The organism is Kribbella sp. NPDC049584, assembly GCF_040675555.1.
Taxonomy (GTDB): Bacteria; Actinomycetota; Actinomycetes; order Propionibacteriales; family Kribbellaceae; genus Kribbella.
Genome location: NZ_JBFAPF010000007.1, coordinates 162749 through 181404 on the forward strand (window position 1 = coordinate 162749; position 18656 = coordinate 181404).

Here is an 18656-nt window from a genome sequence, read left to right on the forward strand (position 1 = left end):
GAAAGCATCCGATGCGACAACTGTCGGGTGCCTGAACTCCTCCGTGATCCCGTCGAACGCGCGCTCGCCTCAGCCGTGGCCGCGCTGTCGCTGTCCCGCGGCATGTTCTTCGCCGTCAGCGCCCTGTACTTCACCCGCGGAGTCGGACTGTCCGCAGCCACCGTCGGCCTCGGGCTCACCACGGCCGGCGCGGTTGGCGTCCTGGCGTCGTACGTCGGTGGGCGGCTGAGCGATCGCTACGGCGCAGACCGGCTGCAGCAGTGGACGCTGACCGCGAACGGAGCCGCATTGCTGGCCTATGCCCTTGCGGGCAACGTCGTCAGCTTCATCCTCATCGCAGCCTGCGTCTCGGCCACGCGTGGGCTGCAAAGCACCGCTCAGGTGACGTTGCTCGCCCGCTGGTACGTCGGCCCTGAGCGGGTCACGGTCCGAGCCAGGCTGCGGGTGGTGATGAACGTCTTCATCGGCGGAGGCAGCCTCCTCGCGGGACTAGCGCTGATGGTCGACACGACAGCGGCGTACCGCCTGACGGTGGTCCTCGTCGGCGCGGTCACAATGCTGGGCACACTGCCGTTGATCGGTCTGCGCCGCAGGGTCAAGGGATTGGCCGCACGCATGGACGCGTCGAGCGGCGCCGTGGCATCTGTGAGTGGACGATCCCCGTTGCGCGATCGTACGTACGTCGCCTCGACGATCCTCAACGCCATACTCGCGATCCAATTCGGACTGACGTCGGTCGCCATACCGCTGTGGGTCGCTGACCACACCGAAGCACCAACGGTCGTCGTATCTGCGCTGCTGCTGGTCAATACCGCTTATGTGGCGCTCTTCCAGGTCCGTGCCTCCCGCCGTGCACAGAACCTCCGGACCGCTGGGCAGTCGGTACGACGAGCAGGCCTGTTCCTGCTGGTCGCCTGCGTGCTCTTCGCGTTCGCTGGGTACGTCGGCGCAGCAGCAGCAACTGCCATCCTGCTCATTGCCGCACTTGCTGCCTCCGCGGCCGAGACCCAGGGCGAGGCCGGAGGGTGGACCATGGCGTTCGATCTCGCCGACCCCGCTCGCGCCGGCGCGTACCAAGGGCTCAGCCAAACCGGCTACGCGGTCGCTCAGATGCTGAGCCCGGCCGTTGTCACCACCAGCGCGATCGACCACGGCACACCCGGCTGGATCGCCCTCGGCGCCCTCTTCGCAGCCACCGGCGCTGCCACCGCAGTACTCGCCAACCACGCAGCCACGCGCAGAAACCAGCCCCAACCCATCTCCGGAATGTCTGTCAGCCAATAGAGTCGGTTCCGGACCAGCACGATGAGGAGTTCCGGATGGACAGCGTGGGTGTTCGCTACATCGTGGACGACGTGGCAGCGGCGGTGACGTTCTATACCGAACGGCTCGGTTTCACCGTGGAGATGGACTATTCGCCAGGGTTCGCTGCGGTGACGCGGGACGGGCTGCGGTTGATGCTGAACAACGTCGGAGGCGTCGGCGGAGCGTCCCAGCCGATGCCGGACGGCCGGCTGCCTGAGCCCGGCGGCTGGAACAGGTTCCAGCTTGTCGTCGACGACCTCGCCGCAGAGGTCGCGCGACTCCACGCCGAAGGCGCGACCTTCCGCAACGAGATGGTCGTCGGTATCGGCGGCTCCCAGATCCTCCTCGAGGACCCGGCGGGTAACGTGATCGAGCTGTTCCAGCCGGGACAGGGGTGAGCAACCGGTCGTGCGCGGCGACGACCGTCGGGTCATTCGAGGGTGTGTTGGACCGGGATGGTTTGCGGTAGGTCGGTGAGTTCGAGGGCGGCTCGGAGTGGGGAGTCCGGTGGGACGACGATGCGGAGTTCCTGGCGGCTGTGGGTGAGTCGTTCGGCGAGTCGGAACAGCATCGCGATGCCGGAGCTGTCGAGGTAGGCGGTCTCGGTCAGATCGACGGCGATGACGGTTGCGTCGAGGGACGCCACGCGACTGATGGCGTCCCGTACCTCGGCGGCGTTGGTGAGGTCGACTTCGCCGGAGATCCGCACAACCTGGACGCCATTGCTCGTCCAGGCATCGACCTCCGCGTACGCCGTCACTGCTCGTCCCCGACGGCTACGTTTCGTCGCATGAAGATCGTCGTACCTTCCGGATCGCTGTCGATGTCCACCGAGTCCGACAGCCCGTGGATCAGTGTCAGGCCCAAGCCTCCGCCGCGGTCCGCCGGGAGCCGCCACTGACCCTGATCGCGTACGGTCAGCTCGACCGAGCCGTCCACCAGCCGCGCCTCGATGTGCATGTCGCCCGGCGAGGCGCCGTACGCGTGGCGTACGACGTTGCTGCAGGCCTCTCCGCAGGCGATCGCGATCTCCCCGGCAATCTGCGCAGTGACACCCGACTCGCGGAGCCAGCGACGCAACGCATGCCGGACCTGGAAGAGCATGCGCGCCTCGGCGGGTACGTCGAGTGACAGCGGCGCTCCGGCCAGCGCGAGAGGTCTGAGCGCGATCAGTGCGATGTCGTCGGCCACCTTGCCCGTCTCCGCCAGCGCCGAGAGCAGATGGTCGCAGAGCGCGTCGAGGTCCGGCCATTCGGAGCCACTCGCCTCGGCGAGCAGCCGATCGAGTCCGTCCTGGATCGACAGCGTGCGCTTCTCGACCAGTCCGTCGGTGTAGAGCAGCAGAGTCGCGCCGGGCTGCAGCCGGTGCGTCGCCTCGGCATAGTCCCAGTGCGCGAGTACGCCGAGTGGTGGGGCGAGCCCGCCGTCGAGGTACTGCGTGCTCGCGTCGTCGATCAAGAGAGCCGGCGGGTGTCCGGCGCTCGCGAAGCGCACGGTCCCGGTGTCCGGGTCGTACAGGACGTACAGCAGGGTCACCATCTCGGCCATCGGCAGTTCGCGGGCCAACTCGTGCAGTCGGCTCATCACCGCTACTGGAGAGGGATCGTGGATGGCGTACGCGCGCACCGCCATCCGCAGCTGGGTCATCGCCGCCGCGGCCTGGAGACCGTGGCCGGCAACATCACCGATGACGAGACCTATCAGGCCGGCGCGGAGCTGGATCACGTCGTACCAGTCGCCGCCGACGTGCAGGTCGGCGGTCGCGGGGACGTAGCGGGCGGCCACCACCAGGCCGGGGATCTCGGGCATCCGGTCTGGGAGCAGGCTGCGCTGGAGAGTTTCCGCGATCTGGTGCTCCCGGCGGGTCTTGGCCTCCTCCCTGCTCAGCTGCTGCTGGGCCTCGTGCCGGTGGTCGATCTCGCGCCCCAGCCGGTCGTTGGCCGCTTCCAGCTCGGCGGTGCGCTCCTTGACGCGTACCTCCAAATCGGCGGCCGCGGTCATCAGCGCGCGAGCAAACCCGATCCGCTCGGTCACGAGCGCGGCGAGGAAGAACGATGTCAGCGCCACGGTGGCGTTGAAGGCCTGCAGCGTCAGCATCTGCTCCAGCAGCGACTTACCCGCGAACGGGCCGAGGTCGCGCGTCGCCGACCAGGTCGCGATCAGTGACGCGGTCAGCGCAGCGGGTGCGGCTCCGCGCAATTGCAGACGCCACGACGCCCAGCCGAGTAGCGGCAGCACCAGGAACATCAGGGGTACGTCGATGTGGGTCGTCCACCACACCAGGACGATCGTCAGCGCGAGGATGACGCCGGCCTCGAGCCAGCGCGCGGTCGACCACCGTTCGAGCTCCCAGAACAGAGGGATGCACAGCAGGAACGGGGTCACGGTGAGGACGCCCATTGCGTCACCGGTCCACCAGACCGCCCAGGCGCCCCCCAGTCCATCGGTGCCTTTCGACGTCGTGAGCGTGACGGCGCCGATGGTCGCGCTGATCGTCATACTCGCGAGCGCACCCAGGAAGACGATGGCCAGGGCATCACGCCAACGATCCAGCTGACGGCGGAACCCGACGCGCTCGAGCACGATCGCTGCCACCAGCGGTGCAAGCGTGTTGCCCATTGCGGTCAGAAGCGCGGGAACCGGGCCGGTGCTGATCGGCAGATTCACGGCCAGAGCGGCAAGCGCGACGCCCGGCCACATCTGCCTCCCCAGAATCAGGAAAGCTGCCAATGCGATCCCGCTGGGCGGCCAGAGCGGCGTGACGTTCCGCTCCACCAGCGACAGGCTCAGACCCAGACGCGCGCCGAGATAGTAGGCCGCGCCGACCAGCACCACGGCCGCGGCGGTACGGCCCAGATCCGCCGGTAGGCGCGGCCTGCGTGCCGTCGAGGCCCAGGAACCGTGCGTGCGCTCAGCCATGGCTCTTCTACGGCGTCACTGTCGACACGTGTGCGGTGGCTGTAGACACCCTGTCCAACTCCCCGGCCGAGCCCCTCGGCGCTTTAGCTCATGGGACGCTGCGGAACCCGGCTACGTCAACCCATCACCCTGGGGCGGCGGCCTGAGGGGCTGAGCCGGACAGGGACGTAACTGTCAACGTGTCGAGCCGCGACCCACCTGTTGCAGTAGGTTGCCTAACGCAACGAAACCGTAGTCGTCGCGTCACCGACAGTTCCTTTCGGCATTGACGTTTCGCGGTCAGAGGGAGACGCGACGGCGCGAGCGCAGTACTCTCGATCGGTGGCATCGAGCCGGTCGGGCGCCGGACTGGTCGGTCGGCGAGACGTGTGTCAGGTCCTGGACGACCTTGTGGCAGGCGCCAGGGCCGGCCGGAGCGCGGCTTTGGTGCTCCGCGGCGAGGCCGGCATCGGTAAGACCGAGCTGCTGGACTACCTGGCCGGACGTGCTGCGGGGTGCCGGATCGTGCGGGCGGCCGGCATCCAGTCCGAGATGGAACTCTCGTACGCCGGTCTGCACCAGCTGTGCTCGCCGCTGCTCTCCGGGCTGGATCAGCTGCCGGAACCGCAACGGAATGCGCTCGGTGCAGCCTTCGGTCTTCGGGCTGGGACCGCGCCTGATCCGTTTCTCGTCGGCCTCGCCGCGCTGACCCTGCTCGCGCACGCCGGTGCGGACCAGCCGCTGGTCTGCCTGGTCGATGACGCGCAGTGGCTCGACCAGGCGTCCTCGCTGACACTGGGGTTCGTCGGCCGGCGACTACTCGCGGAGTCGGTCGTCCTGGTCCTCGCGGTGCGCGAGCCGGTAGCGCGGGAGTCGTTCGCAGGCGTCCCCGACCTGACTGTCGACGCGTTGCTCGAGCGCGACTCCCGGACGCTGCTCGACTCGGTCGTCACGGCGCCGCTCGACAGACAGGTCCGCGACCGTATCCTCGCCGAGGCACGCGGGAACCCCCTCGCCCTGATCGAGCTGCCGCGCAGATGGACCGCGGCAGAGCTGGCCGGCGGATTCGCCCCGACCAGGGCGAACCGCGTGGCCGGCCGGCTGGAGCAGGAGTTCGGCCACCGGATCGAGGCGCTTGCGGACCAGACCCGTTGGGTGATGCTGATCGCGGCGGCCGAACCGCTCGGTGACGTCGAGCTGTTGCGGCGCGCGGCCGGACGGCTGGGCGTCGACATCGACTCCGCGACCGCCGGCGCGGACGATCTGATCACGCTGGACTCCAGGGTGCGCTTCCGGCATCCGCTGGTGCGCTCGGCGACGTACCAGGTCGCATCGCCGGCCGATCGCCGTACGGCGCATCGTGCGCTGGCCGAGTCGATCGACGCCGACGTGGATCCCGATCGCCGTGCCTGGCACCGGGCGCAGGCTGTGACCGGCTTCGACGAGGACGTCGCCCTCGAGCTCGAGCGGTCGGCCGCCCGCGCCCAGGCCCGCGGCGGTCGCGCTGCCGTCGCCGCGTTCCTCGAGCGGGCGGCAGAGCTGACAGGAGATCCAGGTCGCCGGGCGGGCAGAGCGCTGGAGGCCGCTCAGGCCAACTACCAGGCCGGAGCGTTCGAGGCGGCGGCGGATCTCCTGACCACCGCCGGTGCGGACCCGCCGAACGAGCTGGCGCACGCGCGGATCGAGGTACTGAATGCCGGTCTCGCGTTCGCCCAGGGGCGGGGCCTGGAGGCTCCGGCGCAGCTGCTCGCCGCGGCGCACCGGCTGTCCGGACTCGACGTACGGATGGCTCGCGACACCTACCTGGAGGCTGTGTCGGCGGTGATCTTCGCCGGTCACCTGGCGCGGAGTCCCGGGTGGGAAGAGGTGGGAACGGCGGCGCGCGGTGCGCCGCCGTCGCCGCAGGCGAGTGCCGCGGACAAGCTTCTGGACGCATTGGCCGTACGTCTGACGGGCGGTTTCACAGCATCCGTCCCGATGATCAGGAGCGCCCTGGAGGCATTCTCCGCCGACGACTTGCCGGTCGAGGAGTCTCTGCGATGGCTCCTGCTCGCCGGGGTCATCGCCGCGGATCTGTGGGATCTCGAAGGTTGGCAGGCGGTCACGACTCGGCATGTGGCGCTGACACGGAGCACCGGCACCATCAGTGGACTGCCACTGGCCCTGGACTCGTCCGCCGTCGTACTCGTCTTCGCCGGTCAGCTGACCGCGGCCGCGTCGGTGGTCGAGGAGGTGCGAACGGCGAGTACTGCGACCGGAACCGTCCAACCGCCCTTCGGGGCACTCGCACTGGCCGCGATCCGTGGCCACGAGACCGAGGCACGCGCGCTCATCGACGCGGCAGTCACCGAGGGGGCGTTGCACGGGCAGGGTCTCGGTGTCACCGTCGCGCACTGTCATCAGGCAGTGCTGTGCAACGGCCTCGCCCAGTACGGCGAGGCGATGACCGCTGCTCGGGCGGCCGCGAGTCACCAGGAGCAGTTCGGTGCGCCGAGGTGGGCCTTGGCGGAGCTGATCGAGGCGGCGGTGCGCGGTGGATCGCCCGAGGCCGTGGGGGACGCGCTGGAGCAGCTCTCCGAGGCCGCACGGGCCAGCGGCACGGACTGGGCGCTCGGCGCCGAGACGTGTGCACACGCTCTGCTGAGTCAGGGAACAGCCGCCGAGGACCTGTATCGAGAGGCGATCACGCGACTCGAGCGGACCAGAGTGCGCGTGAACCTTGCTCGCGCGCATCTCTTGTACGGCGAGTGGCTTCGCCGCGAGGACCGTCTTGCTGACGCCCGTGAGCAGCTCACGGTCGCGTACGACATGCTGAGCCGGTTCGGCGCCGAGGCATTCGCCGAACGTGCCCGGCGGGAGCTCCGAGCGGCAGGGAAGAAGGTTGGCGAGCGCAATGTCGTGAACCGTCCGACGCTCACTGTCCAGGAGGCGCAGGTCGCGCGGCTCGCGGGTGACGGCCTGACCAATCCCGAGATCGGAGCCAGGCTGTTCCTCAGCCCGCATACCGTGGATTGGCATCTCCGCAAGGTCTTCTCGAAGCTCGGCATCGCGTCCCGCCGGGAGATCGCGGCCCGGCTTGCCCAGGTTGCCACCGCAGGATCGTGAGCCCCGCAGCTGTTTTGGGTACTAACGGGTAATAGGAGACTGCAAGCGAGGAGGCGGACCGGTGACGGCTACGACGCGGCAGGTTGGGGAGCGGGAGGCTCGGGAGGTTGCGGAGGCGGCGCGGGAGAGCGAGTGGACCCGGCCGAGTTTCGCCAAGGGGCTGTACCTCGGTGACTTCGACCTGTCGCTGATCCATCCGCAACCGCATGCCGTCGCGCCCGATGACGCCGTCCGCGGCGAGGAGTTCATCGCCCGGTTGGCGACGTACTGCGAGACGCTCGACGGTCTGCTGATCGAGCGGGAGGCCAAGATTCCGGACGAGTACCTGCGCGGCCTCGCCGAGCTGGGGACGTTCGGTATCAAGATCCCGACCGAGTACGGCGGTCTCGGCCTGCCGATGTCGTACTACGGCAAGGCGCTGATGCTCGTCGCGTCGGTGCACCCGAGTCTGAGCGCCCTCGTCTCCGCGCATCAGTCGATCGGTGTTCCGGAGCCGGTGAAGATGTTCGGGACCGACGAGCAGAAGCAGCGGTTCCTGCCTCGCTGCGCTGCCGGCGCGGTGACGGCGTTCCTGCTCACGGAGCCCGATGTGGGTTCGGATCCGGCCCGGCTGGCGTCGACCGCAACGCCGACCGACGACGGTACGGCGTACATCCTGGACGGAGTGAAGCTCTGGACGACGAACGGCGTCATCGCCGAGCTGGTCGTGGTGATGGCACGTGTACCCGAGCACGAAGGCGGACGGGGTGGCATCAGCGCGTTTGTCGTCGAGGCCGACTCGCCGGGGATCACGGTCGAGAACCGCAACGCGTTCATGGGGTTGCGCGGGATCGAGAACGGCGTGACCCGCTTCCACCAGGTCCGGGTGCCGGCCGAGAACCGGCTGGGCAGGGAGGGCGACGGTCTGCGGATCGCTCTCACCACGCTGAACACCGGCCGCTTGTCGATCCCGGCGACCACCACGGCGGCGGCCAAGTGGTGCCTGAAGATCGCCCGGGAGTGGTCCGCGGAGCGCGTCCAATGGGGCCGGCCGATCGGCGCCCACGCAGCCGTCGCCGAGAAGATCTCGTTCATCGCCGCGACCACGTTCGCGCTCGAGGCCGTGCTCGACCTGTCGGCGAACCTGGCCGACGCCGGCACCAAGGACATCCGGATCGAGGCGGCGCTGGCCAAGCTGTGGTCCAGCGAGATGGCCTGGCGGATCGCCGACGAGCTGGTGCAGATCCGCGGCGGACGCGGGTACGAGACCGCCGACTCGCTGGCGGCCCGGGGCGAGCGCGCCGTACCGGCAGAGCAGATCCTGCGCGATCTGCGGATCAACCGGATCTTCGAGGGCTCGACCGAGATCATGCATCTGCTGATCGCGCGGGAGGCCGTCGACGCCCACCTGTCCGCGGCCGGCGACCTGGCCTCACCGGACGCCGATTTGCAGGCCAAGGCGAAGGCCGCGGTGAACGCGAGCGGGTTCTACGCCAAGTGGCTGCCCAAGCTGGCCGTCGGCAAGGGATCGGACCCTCGGTCGTACGGCGAGTTCGGGCCGCTGGCCAAGCACTTGCGGTATGTCGAGCGGGCGTCGCGCAAACTCGCGCGGCAGACGTTCTACGGCATGGGCCGCTGGCAGGCGAAGCTCGAGTACCGGCAGGGCTTCCTGGCCAGGATCGTGGACATCGGCGCGGAGTTGTTCGCGATGGCCGCGTCGTGTTCGCGGGCCGAAACGCTGCGCGAGCGGGACGCTGCCCAGGGCCAGTCGGCGTACGAGCTGGCGGCGGTGTTCTGCGATCAGGCGCGGCTGAGGGTCGATCACCTCTTCGAGCAACTGTGGAACAACACCGACGATGACGACCGACGGCTGGCTCAACGGGTACTCGAGGGAAACTACAGCTGGCTCGAGGCCGGCATCGTCGACCCCTCGGAGGGAACCGGCCCATGGATCGCGCAATGGCAGCCCGGCGAATCGACGGCGGAGAACAAGTCGCGCCGCTACCACTAGCGTCAATCGGCCGGTGTTTGCGCCGCGTCGAGGCGTTCGAAGGGTGTTGGGCCGCTCCGGTTTTTGGGTGGAGCGCCTAGATGGCGCGCGCGGAGGTCGTCCATCAGGGCTTCGATGAAGGGCCGGCCCTGGTCGTGCATGAACTGCTGGCGGGCGTGGAGTTCGTTGGCCGCGGGACGCCAGGTGAGTGACCAGTTGCCTAGGGCATCGAGGATGGGCAGGGTCTGGATGCCGGCCTCGGTGAGGCTGTACTGCGCTCGCTGGCCGCGGGCCGCCGTGCCGCGGCTGAGCAGGCCGGCTTCGACCAGGCGGACCAGCCGGTCGGCGAGGATGTTCGAGGCGATGCCTTCGGGGGAGCCGGTGAGCAGCGCCCGGAAGTAACGGCGGTCGCTGAAGATGACGTCGCGCAGTACGAGCAACGACCAGCGATCGCCCAGTACCTCGACGGCTGCGTTGATCGGACAGTCTGATCGTGGTTCCACGACTCCTCCTTGACAGCTCCGGGCATCGCCATAATAGTGATTGCAGATTGCAAGCACTAGTCGGAAGGGGGGACGATGGGCAAGTTCGTATACGCGATGAACGTGTCCCTCGACCTGCGGATCGAGCAGGTGCCCGAGGACAACGGCGCGGGCGAGTGGGTGCGCATCGACGAGGAACTGCACCGCGAGGCCAACGCGCGGACCCGGGAACTGGCGATGATCGCTCACGGCCGCGTCATGTACGAGGTGATGGAGGAGTACTGGCCGCGATCCCGCGAGGACGAATCGCTGCCCGACTTCATGCGTGAGTATGGCGAGATTTGGACCGCCATACCCAAGGTGCTCGTCTCGCGCACGCGGCAGACCGCTGATCACAACACCCGGATCATCGGGGGAGACGACGCGATCGAGCAGCTCGCCGTACTTCGTGCCGAGACCGAAGGCACGATCGCGGTCGGCGGCGCGGCACTCGCCACCCAACTGCTCCGCGCCGGGCTGCTCGACGAGCTGCTGCTCACTACGCATCCCGCGATCCTCGGCTTCGGCCGACCGCTGTTCGACGACTACGACCTGCCGATCGACCTCGAACTGCTCGATCAGCAATTGTTCGGATCGGGCGTCACGATGAACCGCTACGCGATCCTGAAAGAGGCCGGCTGATGCTGACGCACCTTGCGGACGGCGTACGCGTCCACCAGAGCGAACCGATCCGGAACAACACCGTCGTCGTACGAGGCAGCGCCGGTGTACTGCTCATCGATCCCGGAATCACCGGCGACGAAATGGCTTGCCTCGCGAAAGATCTCGCGGGCGAACCCGTCGTAGCAGGGTTTGCGACGCATCCCCACTGGGATCACGTGCTCTGGTACGCCGACCTCGGCGAGGCGCCTCGGTACGGCACGGCGCGCTGCGCGGCTGATCTCGAAGAGTTCCTGTCGGAGGCTGACTGGAAGTCCGGCATGACCGAGGGGGTGCCACCGGACATCGTCGACGATGTACCGCTCGACCTGTTCGGTCTCATCACCGGTCTGCCCGCCGGAACCACTCATCTCCCGTGGGACGGCCCACGAATCCGCATCATCGAACACCAGGCCCACGCCCCCGGCCACGCGGCGCTGCTGATCGAGGAGCACGGCGTTTTAGTTGCCGGAGACATGCTTTCCGACGTCCTGATCCCGATGCTCGACGCCGAAAGCCCCGTCGACCCGATCGACGAGTACCTCGCCGCTTTGCAACTGTTCGACGACGTGGCCGACGACGTCCAGGTCGTCGTACCGGGGCACGGATCCGTCGGCGGAGCGGACGAACTGCGCATCCGGATCGACCAGGACCGCGCCTACGTCCAGGCCTTACGCGACGACCGAGACATCACCGACCCACGCATCGGCCCATCCGCCAAGACCGGCTGGGAATGGGTAACCGACGTACACACGGGCCAACTCCAACGCCTCGCCGAAAGAACCACCCGCGACGCATTGTGAACAGGGCGTCCGGCGGGGGATGAGCCGCTGAGCGGACGCCACCTCAGCAACTCCTGCAGCCATGGCCGGGTTTAGAGTGAGTTTCTCGCTTGGACGTGGGGGCTGCCGATGGAAAGACCTGGTGGGCGGCGTTCCTTCAGTCGACCGCATCGCTCGGTGGAGATGCGGGACCGGCAGGCGGAGCGCCAGGTGATGACGGAGTTCCTGGGGGCGGTCCGGGCTGGCGATGGCCGGGCGAGTCCGCGCTCCTGGACTATCTGGTGGAGAGCGCGTCCGGCTGCAGGTTGGCACGTGCCGCGGGCGTCGAGTCCGAGATGGAACTGGCGTACGCCGGTCTGCATCAGTTGCTGCAGGCGACGGCCGAAAAGGGACAGCAGCACTGAATCCCCCGATGTGGCGTCTGGGGGCCATCGTCTGCGCGATGGCCTCCAGAGTCCGTGGCGAGTCAAGAGACTGCGTGGGCGAAGCGGTTGAGGTTCTTCTCGATCGTGCGGCCTTCGCGGCGGGCGACGAGGGCGGAGACGCCGTAGAAGATGCTGTAGAGGCCGAAGACGATGGCCAGGGAGACGGCGCCCAGGTCCGGGCGGATGAACAGCGCCACGGCGAAGACGATGGAGACCAGGCCGCCCAGGATGAACCAGGCGCGTTGCCCGGCCCTCTGGCCGCTCCGGAACGCCATCGCGATCTCGACCAGACCGGTGAACAGCGCCCACCAGCCGATGATCAGTGTCAGTACGAGCGCGGTCGGGCCCGGGTAGACCAGCGCGATGACCCCGGCCGCCAGCGACACCAGCGAAAGCAGGAGGTGGCCGACGACCGACCAACCACCGTCACTGCTGAATGCGCGAACCGCGTCCATCACGGCGGCCATGAAGGCGTAGACAGCGAAGAGGATGACGAAGGCGCCGACGGTGATGTTCGGCCAGATAACGGCAACTGCCCCAACCGCGATCGCCAGCAATCCACGCCACAACACAGCGTTCGAGATCCGGCTGGCCACCTTCGAGTCGGTGCTTGTGGTGGTACTCATGATGCACTCCCTACTCTCGATCTGGTTGCGGTATCAATTGATCCCGCTACCCATGAGGCTGGCAGTCGCCGGCCGGCCTTCGAGCCAGTAGGAGCCCCTGGCCCGTCCACTGGTGAGTAGTAGGGTGCTCGGATGCCTGTTACTCGTGTGCGGCGGCCTCGGCCGGCTGATATGACGGTGCCGGTGGGCGCTCGGTCCGTGTTTACGGATGGGGCTTGTTCGGGGAATCCGGGGCCGGGTGGGTGGGCCTGGGCGTTGTCGACGACGGAGTACGCCGCTGGGCACGAGGCGGTGTCGACGAATCAGCGGATGGAGATTCGGGCGGCGCTGGAGGCTGTGCGGGCCAACGCGGGGCCGCTGCTGGTGGTGTCCGATTCGACGTACGTCGTGAACTGCTTCCGCGACCGCTGGCACCAGGGGTGGCTCGAGCGCGGCTGGCTGACGTCCGCCAGGAAGCCGGTTGCCAACCAGGACTTGTGGGAACCGCTGGTCGCGCTGGTGATGGAGCGCGGCGACGTGGCCTTCCGCTGGGTGAAAGGCCACTCCGGACATGAGATGAACGACTTCGTGGACCGGTTGGCGGTGGCTGCGGCTCAGACCGCGGGATAGAGCGCGGCCTAGCGGGGTTCGGCAAGCGCAGCTCGCCACTCGGGGGCTTCGAACGGGTCAGCGAAGTACTGCGTCTCGCGGATGACGTGGTCGCCGTCGAACTCCATCACGGAGATCGAGTACGTCGGCACGCCGTCGTACCTGATCGTGCACTCGCTCACCCAGAGGTCGTCCCGGCCGACGATGCGCAGCACGGTGAAGTGGCGGTCCGCCGGGTGGCCGCCGCGCTGTGCCGCGATCGTCGCCCGGCCCCGGAACCGTTCCCCGGACTGCGGGTACTCGAGCAAGGCGTCGACCGCATAGATCGCGTGCTCCGTATCGACGTCGCCGCTCTCCGAGGCGCGCCAGTGCTCCTCGACGACGGCCCGCCGCGCGCGGTCCGGGCCGAGGTCGGGATTCTTGGTTTTCACGGTGATGCTCCCTGCTGTCCTGTGAGTAGTCATGACGGTGAGCTCGCAGACCGGATGTGTGTCCAGGCGGCGTCGGCGACGAGGAACCCGAGCGCCATCGCCAGCAGTACGAGCGCTGCCGAGCTCGCGTTGTCCGCGGTCTCGACCAGGAGTTGTCCGCCGGGCGCACCTGCTGTCGACGGCAGCTGCGCGAAGCCGGCCAGCGCCCGGAAGAGGAGCACGCCCGGCAGGAGTGATACGACCGACGCGAAGCCGATGGTGGAGAACGGCAATTGCCATCGCGCGCAGACGGGCACGAGCACCAGCCCGGCGAACAAGCAGGCAAGGCCTGCGCCGACCCAGGCATCTGCTCCCGTTTGGGCGACGGTCCAACGCACGGCGTGAGCCGCGCCTCCGACCAGGCACGGCCAATAGAGCACCCGGAGTGGTACGCCGTAGAAGACGCCGTACGCGACAGCGAGAAATCCAGCAGTCGGTACCTCGACCCAGAGCGGCACGCCAGGTCCGGAGATGTCGGTGGCGAGGTGGGCCTGGCCGAGCCGGAGACCCACGAGGAGGCCGGCGGTGATTGCGGTCATCACGGCTGCGGCGTACACCAGACGACTGGCGCCGAGGGGGATCCGCAGGGCGGCGATGTCCAGGCTCCCGTTGAGCAGGTGCGGTCCGGGTACGAGGATCAGGCACGGACACAGGGCGATGAGTCCGACGGCCGAGCCGGCGCCGCCCGATATCGCTGCGCCGAGACCGGCGACCAGCGCGGCCGCCGCTGACTGGGTGTAGGCGTTGGCGCCTCGGTGTGCCAGGCCGCGGCGGACGAACGCGCCAGCCGCGCAGCACACGGCGATGACAGCAAGCGCCGTCGTGCCGCGGATGCCGAAGATCACCGCCAGCCCGCACCCTCCGGCAACGCACGCCGCCGCGAACACCGCGAGATGAGGCGGCGGCAGTACAGCGGCCCACCGCAGCCGCTCCCACGCATCGGCGAGTGCGGCCAGGCCGGTGTCGAGCTCGTTGATGATCCGGTCGACGGCGAAGACGCGGTTCGACGCAACGCCACTCGGGACCGCGCTGCTCCCGCGGACGCTGTGGTCGCCGAACGAGAAGTCCGACCACGACCAGCCGAGCTCGACCCGGGCGTTCAGACCGAGCGCGTGCGCCAACTGACGGGTACGCCGCTCGGCCCGCTCCGACTCGGCGCCGTTGGCGTGCAGGACGCTGATCGCCTCGACCAGGAAGCTCTCGGCGTCCCGCCCCGGACTCACGATCGTCTGGCGCAGAGTGTCCATCGTGGTCGACCGGCTAGCCGTCGATGCCGGGGTAGCGGACAGGTACGCCGAGGAACGGGAACTCGGTGAGCATGTCGTCATGCGGTTTCAGACCGTCAGGTTCGATCCGTCCGTTCGACATCCACGCGAAGCGGGCGCTGAACACGTCGTCGGTGATCGCCCGGCCGTTCGGGTACGCCGCCGGCCGGCTCCGGTCGTAGCGGAGGATGTCGGGCAGCACGATCAACGCCGCGCGCCGGGCCTCCTCGGGCGAGTAACCCCCGTTGTCCTCGAGGAACTTCGCCCACAACTCCAGGTAGTTGGCCACGTCGTCGACCGGTTGCCGCAGGTTGTACTCGTTCTTGACGTTGTTGGGGTTCACGAACGGGTTGATGGTCGGATGGCCGCCGCGATCCACCTGCACGACTGTGCCGTCCCGCCGTACGCCGACCGTGGCCCACAGACCGATCGCGGGATCCGCGCCGAGCAGCTCGTTCGGCACCTCGAGCGCGATCGACAGGATGTTGCGATCCGCGAACGCGTCCTGCCCGGTCCACTTGAAGCCGTGGAAGGAGCCGTCGGCGTCGGCGAAGAACGGGTCGCTGCGTACGCCGATGAACAGTCTGACCGGGCCCGCGACGACCGGCTGGGCGGTGTCGTCGAAGCCGACCGGCGCACCGGTGACGATCAGTTCACCGGCCGGCTCGGGGTTGCGGGCGTCGCGCCCGGTACCGAAGTACACCGATCCGGTCTGCCGGCCGTCGGTCAGTTCGGAGAACACGAACGTGAACGCGGCGTCGGCCTGTGCGTCCCCGTCGGTGTCGATGTTGATCCGGTAGACGCCCGCCGGGTGGAACTCCCGCTTCATCAGGAACGGCGGCATCGCGCTCATCCCGGTCGTGTACGGGTTCACGTCGATGATCACGACCGTCCGGCCGGGATCTCCCGGGGCGGCGAAGACGAACAGATCGGTCAGATCCAGGCGGGCGTCGTCGCCGGGGAACCTGAGATTGGCAGCGCTGTAGTGGTTGGACATGAAGACTCCTTCAGCTGTGTGACTCCTTCGAAGGAACTGACCTTTCCCTGTCGAGAGTCGACGACGAAGCCCGCTGTCCGCACCCGGGTGGCTCCCTGGTCCGTGGAGCGGGAAGTCCCCGGGCTGCCTGGCCCGCTAGCCGCTCGCGGTCTCGAAGTCGCTCTGGAAGAGCACGTCCCGCAGCTGCCGGCGCGAGGTGATGGAGAGCTTCTCGAAGATCTTGCCGAGGTGCCATTCGACGGTGCGCGGACTGAGGAACAGCCGGTTACCGACCTCGGGATTCGACAGTCCGTCCCGGACGAGCAGCGCGATCTGCCGCTCCTGCGGTGTCAGTGTTTCTCCGGTCGCTGCCGTCGCCGTGCGCTTGCGGACGGTCTCGCCGGATGCGTGTAGTTCTCGACGTGCTCGCTCCGCGAAGGCATCCATGCCGATCGAGGACAACATGGCGTACGCCGACCGCAGTTGCGCCCTCGCGTCGGTCCGGCGGGCCTTCCGGCGCAGCCACTCGCCGTACAGCAGGTGGGTGCGGGCCAGGTCCGGTCGCAGCCGGGTGCGGCTGAGGTACTCGATAGCCTCGAGATACGCGGCGTCGGCCGCATCGTCGTCGTGCACGAGCGCACGTCCACGTGCCTCGACACCGCGGGCCCAGGGTTCGTCGGTGGACCGCGTGCTCTCCTGGAGGCGTGCCAGCGCGGCGGCAGCCTCGTCAGGGTGCCCGGCGCGCGTCGCTGCCTCGATCTGCTCGCACAGCGCCCACGACGACACCCACAGCTCCGGCGTGTCCTCACTCGCCAGGCGGGCCAGCGCCAGTGCTTCGTCGTGGCGGCGCAGCGCGTTCAGGATGACCGACTTCGCCCACTGCGCGTACTGCACCGCCGTGCCCTGACCCTCGGCCGTCGCGCCCGCGATCGTGTCGTCGATCAGCCGGAATGCCTCGTCCTCGTGACCGCGGAACGCGGCCAATGTGAGGGCGCCGTACGGCGCGACGTGGGTGCCGGTGGCTTCTCGTACGGCGTCGGCCTCGGCCCGCAGCGCATTCGCCTCGGCGAAATCACCGGCGAACGCGGCCACCTGCTCGAGGACGTTGACACCGACGACGAGGACGGCGAGCGCCCCGGTGCTGCGCGCTGCCTCGACCTGCCGGTTCGCGGTCGCGAAGCAGGCCTCGAAGTTCCACGCCGTGGCGGCCGCGGCCGTGCCGAGCCATCCCCAGCGCAACGTCTCGTCGGCCGAGATGTCCGGCTGACCGAACGCGAGGGCCGCCTTCTCGAGCACCGGTACGGCCTGCTCGCGTCCCTCCACGAACACCATCGCGAGTCCGTCGAGGAGCAGGTCGGAACTTCTCGGCTCACCCTCCGGCGCAGCCGTGGCCCGGGCGGCCCGCGAGACCTCGCGGAGTCCGACCGTCCGGGCAAGGCGGCCGGCGAACAGCGCTGCGCTCCACGCGTCGAGATAGGTGTCCCGGGCGAGGCGGGCGTCGAGCGGCTCGAGCGTCTGCGCCGCGCGCAGCAGCAGTCCGGGGGCATCGCGCCCGCGCTGCTGCGAGAACGCTGCTTCCGCCCGAACCAGATCGATCTGGGCACGACCGAGATCGTCGAGCTGACCCGCCTCGGCCGTCGCGAGCAGCATCGACGCCGTCGTGAAAGCGCCGGCCCGGAGACTTGCGTGTGCACCGGCCAGGGCGCGCTGAGTGCGACGAGCGGGATCGAGAGTCAACGCGACCGCGCGTTGCAGACAGGCCGCGGCGGCCGCGAATCCACCTCGGGCCTGGGCGCGGTCGGCCGACCGCGCCAGTGCGATGGCGACCTCCTCGTCAGGCCCGGTCGCGGCAGCGGCGAGATGCCAGGCGCGTCGATCGGGATCGGCCGTCGCGTCCGTCGCCGCCGCGAGAGCCAGATGCACCGCTCTGCGCTCCACGTCGGACGCGGCGCCGTACAGCGCGGAGCGCACCAACGGGTGCCGGAACGTGACCCGCTCGCCCAGGGTGAGCAGGCTGGACACCTCCGCCAGGTCGGCCGCGACCCCGAGCTCGTCGGCGGCCCGGCGTACCACGACCGGATCTCCCTCGGGCTCGGCGGCCGCAACGAGCAGCAGTTGCCGGGCCGCCGCGGGCAGCCCGTCGGCCTGCCGCAGGAAGCTCTGCTCGATCCGCACCGGCAGACCCAGGCCGCCGACAAGGCCGAACCCGGCCGCCAGCTGGGTCGCGGTGAGACCGCGCGGCAGTTCGAGCAGTGCCAAGGGGTTGCCGCGGGTCTCGGCCACGATCCGGTCCCGGATCGGGCCGTCGAGCAGGAACTCGACCGACGATCCGAGCAGCGCGCGGGCATCGCGGTCCGGAAGCCCGTCGACTGTGAGCTCGGGCAGGTCGTACAGCTCCAGGCGGGCCTCGCGCGCGCCGAAGACCAGGCCGACCGCCTCGGCGCCCAGCCGGCGGGCCACGAAACCGAGCGTCTGGGCGGTCGCCGTGTCGAGCCACTGGGCGTCGTCGACCACGACCAGCACCGCCCGTTCGCCGGCGAGGTCCGAGATCAGGCTCAGTACGCCGAGACCGACCATGAAACGGTCGGGGGTAGGTCCGTGTGCCAGTCCGAAGATCGTCGCGAGCGCTCGCCGCTGAGGCTCGGGAATCCGGTCCAGACGGGCCAGGAGCGGTGCGCAGAGCTGGTGCAGTGCGGCGAAGGGCAGCTCCATCTCCGACTGGACGCCGACCGCGCGCAGGATCCGGAGCGTCGCGGCGGACTCCGCGAGATAGTCCAGCAGCGCGGTCTTCCCGACCCCGGCCTCGCCCCGGACGACGAGGGTGCGGCTCTCACCGGCGCGCAGTCCGGCGACGACACGATCGAGCTCGGCGCGCTCGGATTCGCGTCCGAGCAGTTTCGGCGCCGGGACTCGTGCCGCGGCCGGACCGCGCACCCCGCCTTCTGGACCCAACGTCCGCCGCCCTTCAAGCGGTGAGCACACGACGCCCACTCTGCGATTCGCGGGCGCAGCCGGTCGAACTGGCTCAGCGTAAGTCGCGGCAGCGCCGTTGCCAACAGACGATCT

16 protein-coding genes are annotated in these 18656 nt (G+C 69.0%); 8 read left to right on the top strand and 8 right to left on the bottom strand.

Annotated features, from left to right (window positions below):
• Positions 1 to 27 precede the first annotated feature (27 nt).
• Together AB0J62_RS24185 and AB0J62_RS24190 are read left to right on the top strand one after the other, a co-directional pair.
• Positions 28 to 1284 carry an MFS transporter gene (locus AB0J62_RS24185; protein ID WP_363875191.1) on the top strand — a complete coding sequence of 419 codons (1257 nt, stop codon included), beginning with the start codon at positions 28 to 30 and terminating at the stop codon, positions 1282 to 1284.
• A 35-nt stretch (positions 1285 to 1319) separates the two neighbouring features.
• Entirely contained in the window at positions 1320 to 1703 is a 384-nt protein-coding gene (locus AB0J62_RS24190; protein ID WP_363875194.1) for a VOC family protein, read from the top strand.
• A 32-nt stretch (positions 1704 to 1735) separates the two neighbouring features.
• Here the strand turns inward: AB0J62_RS24190 and AB0J62_RS24195 are convergent, their stop codons facing one another.
• Together AB0J62_RS24195 and AB0J62_RS24200 are read right to left on the bottom strand one after the other, a co-directional pair.
• Entirely contained in the window at positions 1736 to 2065 is a 330-nt protein-coding gene (locus tag AB0J62_RS24195) for an STAS domain-containing protein (protein ID WP_363875197.1), read from the bottom strand.
• Positions 2062 to 4224 (bottom strand): SpoIIE family protein phosphatase, encoded by a 2163-nt coding sequence (locus tag AB0J62_RS24200; protein ID WP_363875200.1) that lies wholly within the window; start codon positions 4222 to 4224, stop codon positions 2062 to 2064. The genes AB0J62_RS24195 and AB0J62_RS24200 overlap by 4 nt, the downstream gene beginning before the upstream one ends.
• A gap of 321 nt (positions 4225 to 4545) precedes the next feature.
• On the opposite strand from AB0J62_RS24200, the gene AB0J62_RS24205 reads away from it, so the two are divergent.
• Both AB0J62_RS24205 and AB0J62_RS24210 read left to right on the top strand, forming a co-directional pair.
• Positions 4546 to 7308: an AAA family ATPase gene (locus AB0J62_RS24205; RefSeq protein ID WP_363875203.1), complete on the top strand. Its 2763-nt coding sequence runs from the start codon at positions 4546 to 4548 to the stop codon at positions 7306 to 7308.
• A gap of 61 nt (positions 7309 to 7369) precedes the next feature.
• A complete protein-coding gene (locus tag AB0J62_RS24210; RefSeq protein WP_363875206.1) occupies positions 7370 to 9298 on the top strand; it encodes an acyl-CoA dehydrogenase family protein in 1929 nt (642 codons plus the stop codon).
• A gap of 2 nt (positions 9299 to 9300) precedes the next feature.
• On the opposite strand, the gene AB0J62_RS24215 is transcribed toward AB0J62_RS24210, so the two are convergent.
• On the bottom strand, positions 9301 to 9780 hold the full coding sequence (locus tag AB0J62_RS24215; RefSeq protein ID WP_363875209.1) for a helix-turn-helix domain-containing protein: 480 nt from the start codon (positions 9778 to 9780) through the stop codon (positions 9301 to 9303).
• 75 nt (positions 9781 to 9855) lie between these two features.
• On the opposite strand from AB0J62_RS24215, the gene AB0J62_RS24220 reads away from it, so the two are divergent.
• The 3 genes from AB0J62_RS24220 (at position 9856) to AB0J62_RS24230 (ending at position 11644) form a co-directional block, all read left to right on the top strand.
• The gene (locus tag AB0J62_RS24220; protein ID WP_363875212.1) at positions 9856 to 10440 is read left to right on the top strand and encodes a dihydrofolate reductase family protein; all 585 of its coding nucleotides are present in this window, start codon (positions 9856 to 9858) and stop codon (positions 10438 to 10440) included.
• The gene (locus AB0J62_RS24225; protein ID WP_363875216.1) at positions 10440 to 11261 is read left to right on the top strand and encodes an MBL fold metallo-hydrolase; all 822 of its coding nucleotides are present in this window, start codon (positions 10440 to 10442) and stop codon (positions 11259 to 11261) included. Before AB0J62_RS24220 ends, AB0J62_RS24225 begins: the two co-directional genes overlap by 1 nt.
• An 89-nt stretch (positions 11262 to 11350) precedes the next feature.
• Positions 11351 to 11644 (top strand): hypothetical protein, encoded by a 294-nt coding sequence (locus AB0J62_RS24230; RefSeq protein ID WP_363875219.1) that lies wholly within the window; start codon positions 11351 to 11353, stop codon positions 11642 to 11644.
• Between the two features lie 62 nt (positions 11645 to 11706).
• Here AB0J62_RS24230 and AB0J62_RS24235 read toward each other — a convergent pair whose 3' ends face one another.
• On the bottom strand, positions 11707 to 12291 hold the full coding sequence (locus AB0J62_RS24235) for a DUF308 domain-containing protein (RefSeq protein ID WP_363875222.1): 585 nt from the start codon (positions 12289 to 12291) through the stop codon (positions 11707 to 11709).
• Between the two features lie 171 nt (positions 12292 to 12462).
• Here AB0J62_RS24235 and AB0J62_RS24240 point away from each other — a divergent pair, with 171 nt between their 5' ends.
• Positions 12463 to 12900 (top strand): ribonuclease H, encoded by a 438-nt coding sequence (locus tag AB0J62_RS24240; protein ID WP_363875889.1) that lies wholly within the window; start codon positions 12463 to 12465, stop codon positions 12898 to 12900.
• An 8-nt stretch (positions 12901 to 12908) separates the two neighbouring features.
• Here AB0J62_RS24240 and AB0J62_RS24245 read toward each other — a convergent pair whose 3' ends face one another.
• From AB0J62_RS24245 to AB0J62_RS24260, 4 genes are all read right to left on the bottom strand, one after another.
• Positions 12909 to 13310 carry a nuclear transport factor 2 family protein gene (locus AB0J62_RS24245; RefSeq protein ID WP_363875225.1) on the bottom strand — a complete coding sequence of 134 codons (402 nt, stop codon included), beginning with the start codon at positions 13308 to 13310 and terminating at the stop codon, positions 12909 to 12911.
• 29 nt (positions 13311 to 13339) lie between these two features.
• Positions 13340 to 14596, bottom strand: a complete 1257-nt coding sequence (locus tag AB0J62_RS24250; RefSeq protein WP_363875229.1) for a threonine/serine exporter family protein — start codon at positions 14594 to 14596, stop codon at positions 13340 to 13342.
• A gap of 13 nt (positions 14597 to 14609) precedes the next feature.
• Positions 14610 to 15611 carry a DUF4331 family protein gene (locus AB0J62_RS24255; RefSeq protein WP_363875232.1) on the bottom strand — a complete coding sequence of 334 codons (1002 nt, stop codon included), beginning with the start codon at positions 15609 to 15611 and terminating at the stop codon, positions 14610 to 14612.
• 135 nt (positions 15612 to 15746) lie between these two features.
• Positions 15747 to 18572, bottom strand: a complete 2826-nt coding sequence (locus AB0J62_RS24260; RefSeq protein WP_363875235.1) for an AAA family ATPase — start codon at positions 18570 to 18572, stop codon at positions 15747 to 15749.
• Positions 18573 to 18656: the final 84 nt, after the last annotated feature.

Excerpts from the sequence above, each read along its gene's own strand:
- AB0J62_RS24190 (WP_363875194.1), top strand. The coding sequence starts at position 1,320 with ATGGACAGCGTGGGTGTTCGCTACATCGTGGACGACGTGGCAGCGGCG.
- AB0J62_RS24200 (WP_363875200.1), bottom strand. The coding sequence starts at position 4,224 with ATGGCTGAGCGCACGCACGGTTCCTGGGCCTCGACGGCACGCAGGCCG.
- AB0J62_RS24220 (WP_363875212.1), top strand. The coding sequence starts at position 9,856 with ATGGGCAAGTTCGTATACGCGATGAACGTGTCCCTCGACCTGCGGATC.
- AB0J62_RS24225 (WP_363875216.1), top strand. The coding sequence starts at position 10,440 with ATGCTGACGCACCTTGCGGACGGCGTACGCGTCCACCAGAGCGAACCG.
- AB0J62_RS24235 (WP_363875222.1), bottom strand. The coding sequence starts at position 12,291 with ATGAGTACCACCACAAGCACCGACTCGAAGGTGGCCAGCCGGATCTCG.
- AB0J62_RS24240 (WP_363875889.1), top strand. The coding sequence starts at position 12,463 with ATGACGGTGCCGGTGGGCGCTCGGTCCGTGTTTACGGATGGGGCTTGT.
- AB0J62_RS24250 (WP_363875229.1), bottom strand. The coding sequence starts at position 14,596 with ATGGACACTCTGCGCCAGACGATCGTGAGTCCGGGGCGGGACGCCGAG.
- AB0J62_RS24255 (WP_363875232.1), bottom strand. The coding sequence starts at position 15,611 with ATGTCCAACCACTACAGCGCTGCCAATCTCAGGTTCCCCGGCGACGAC.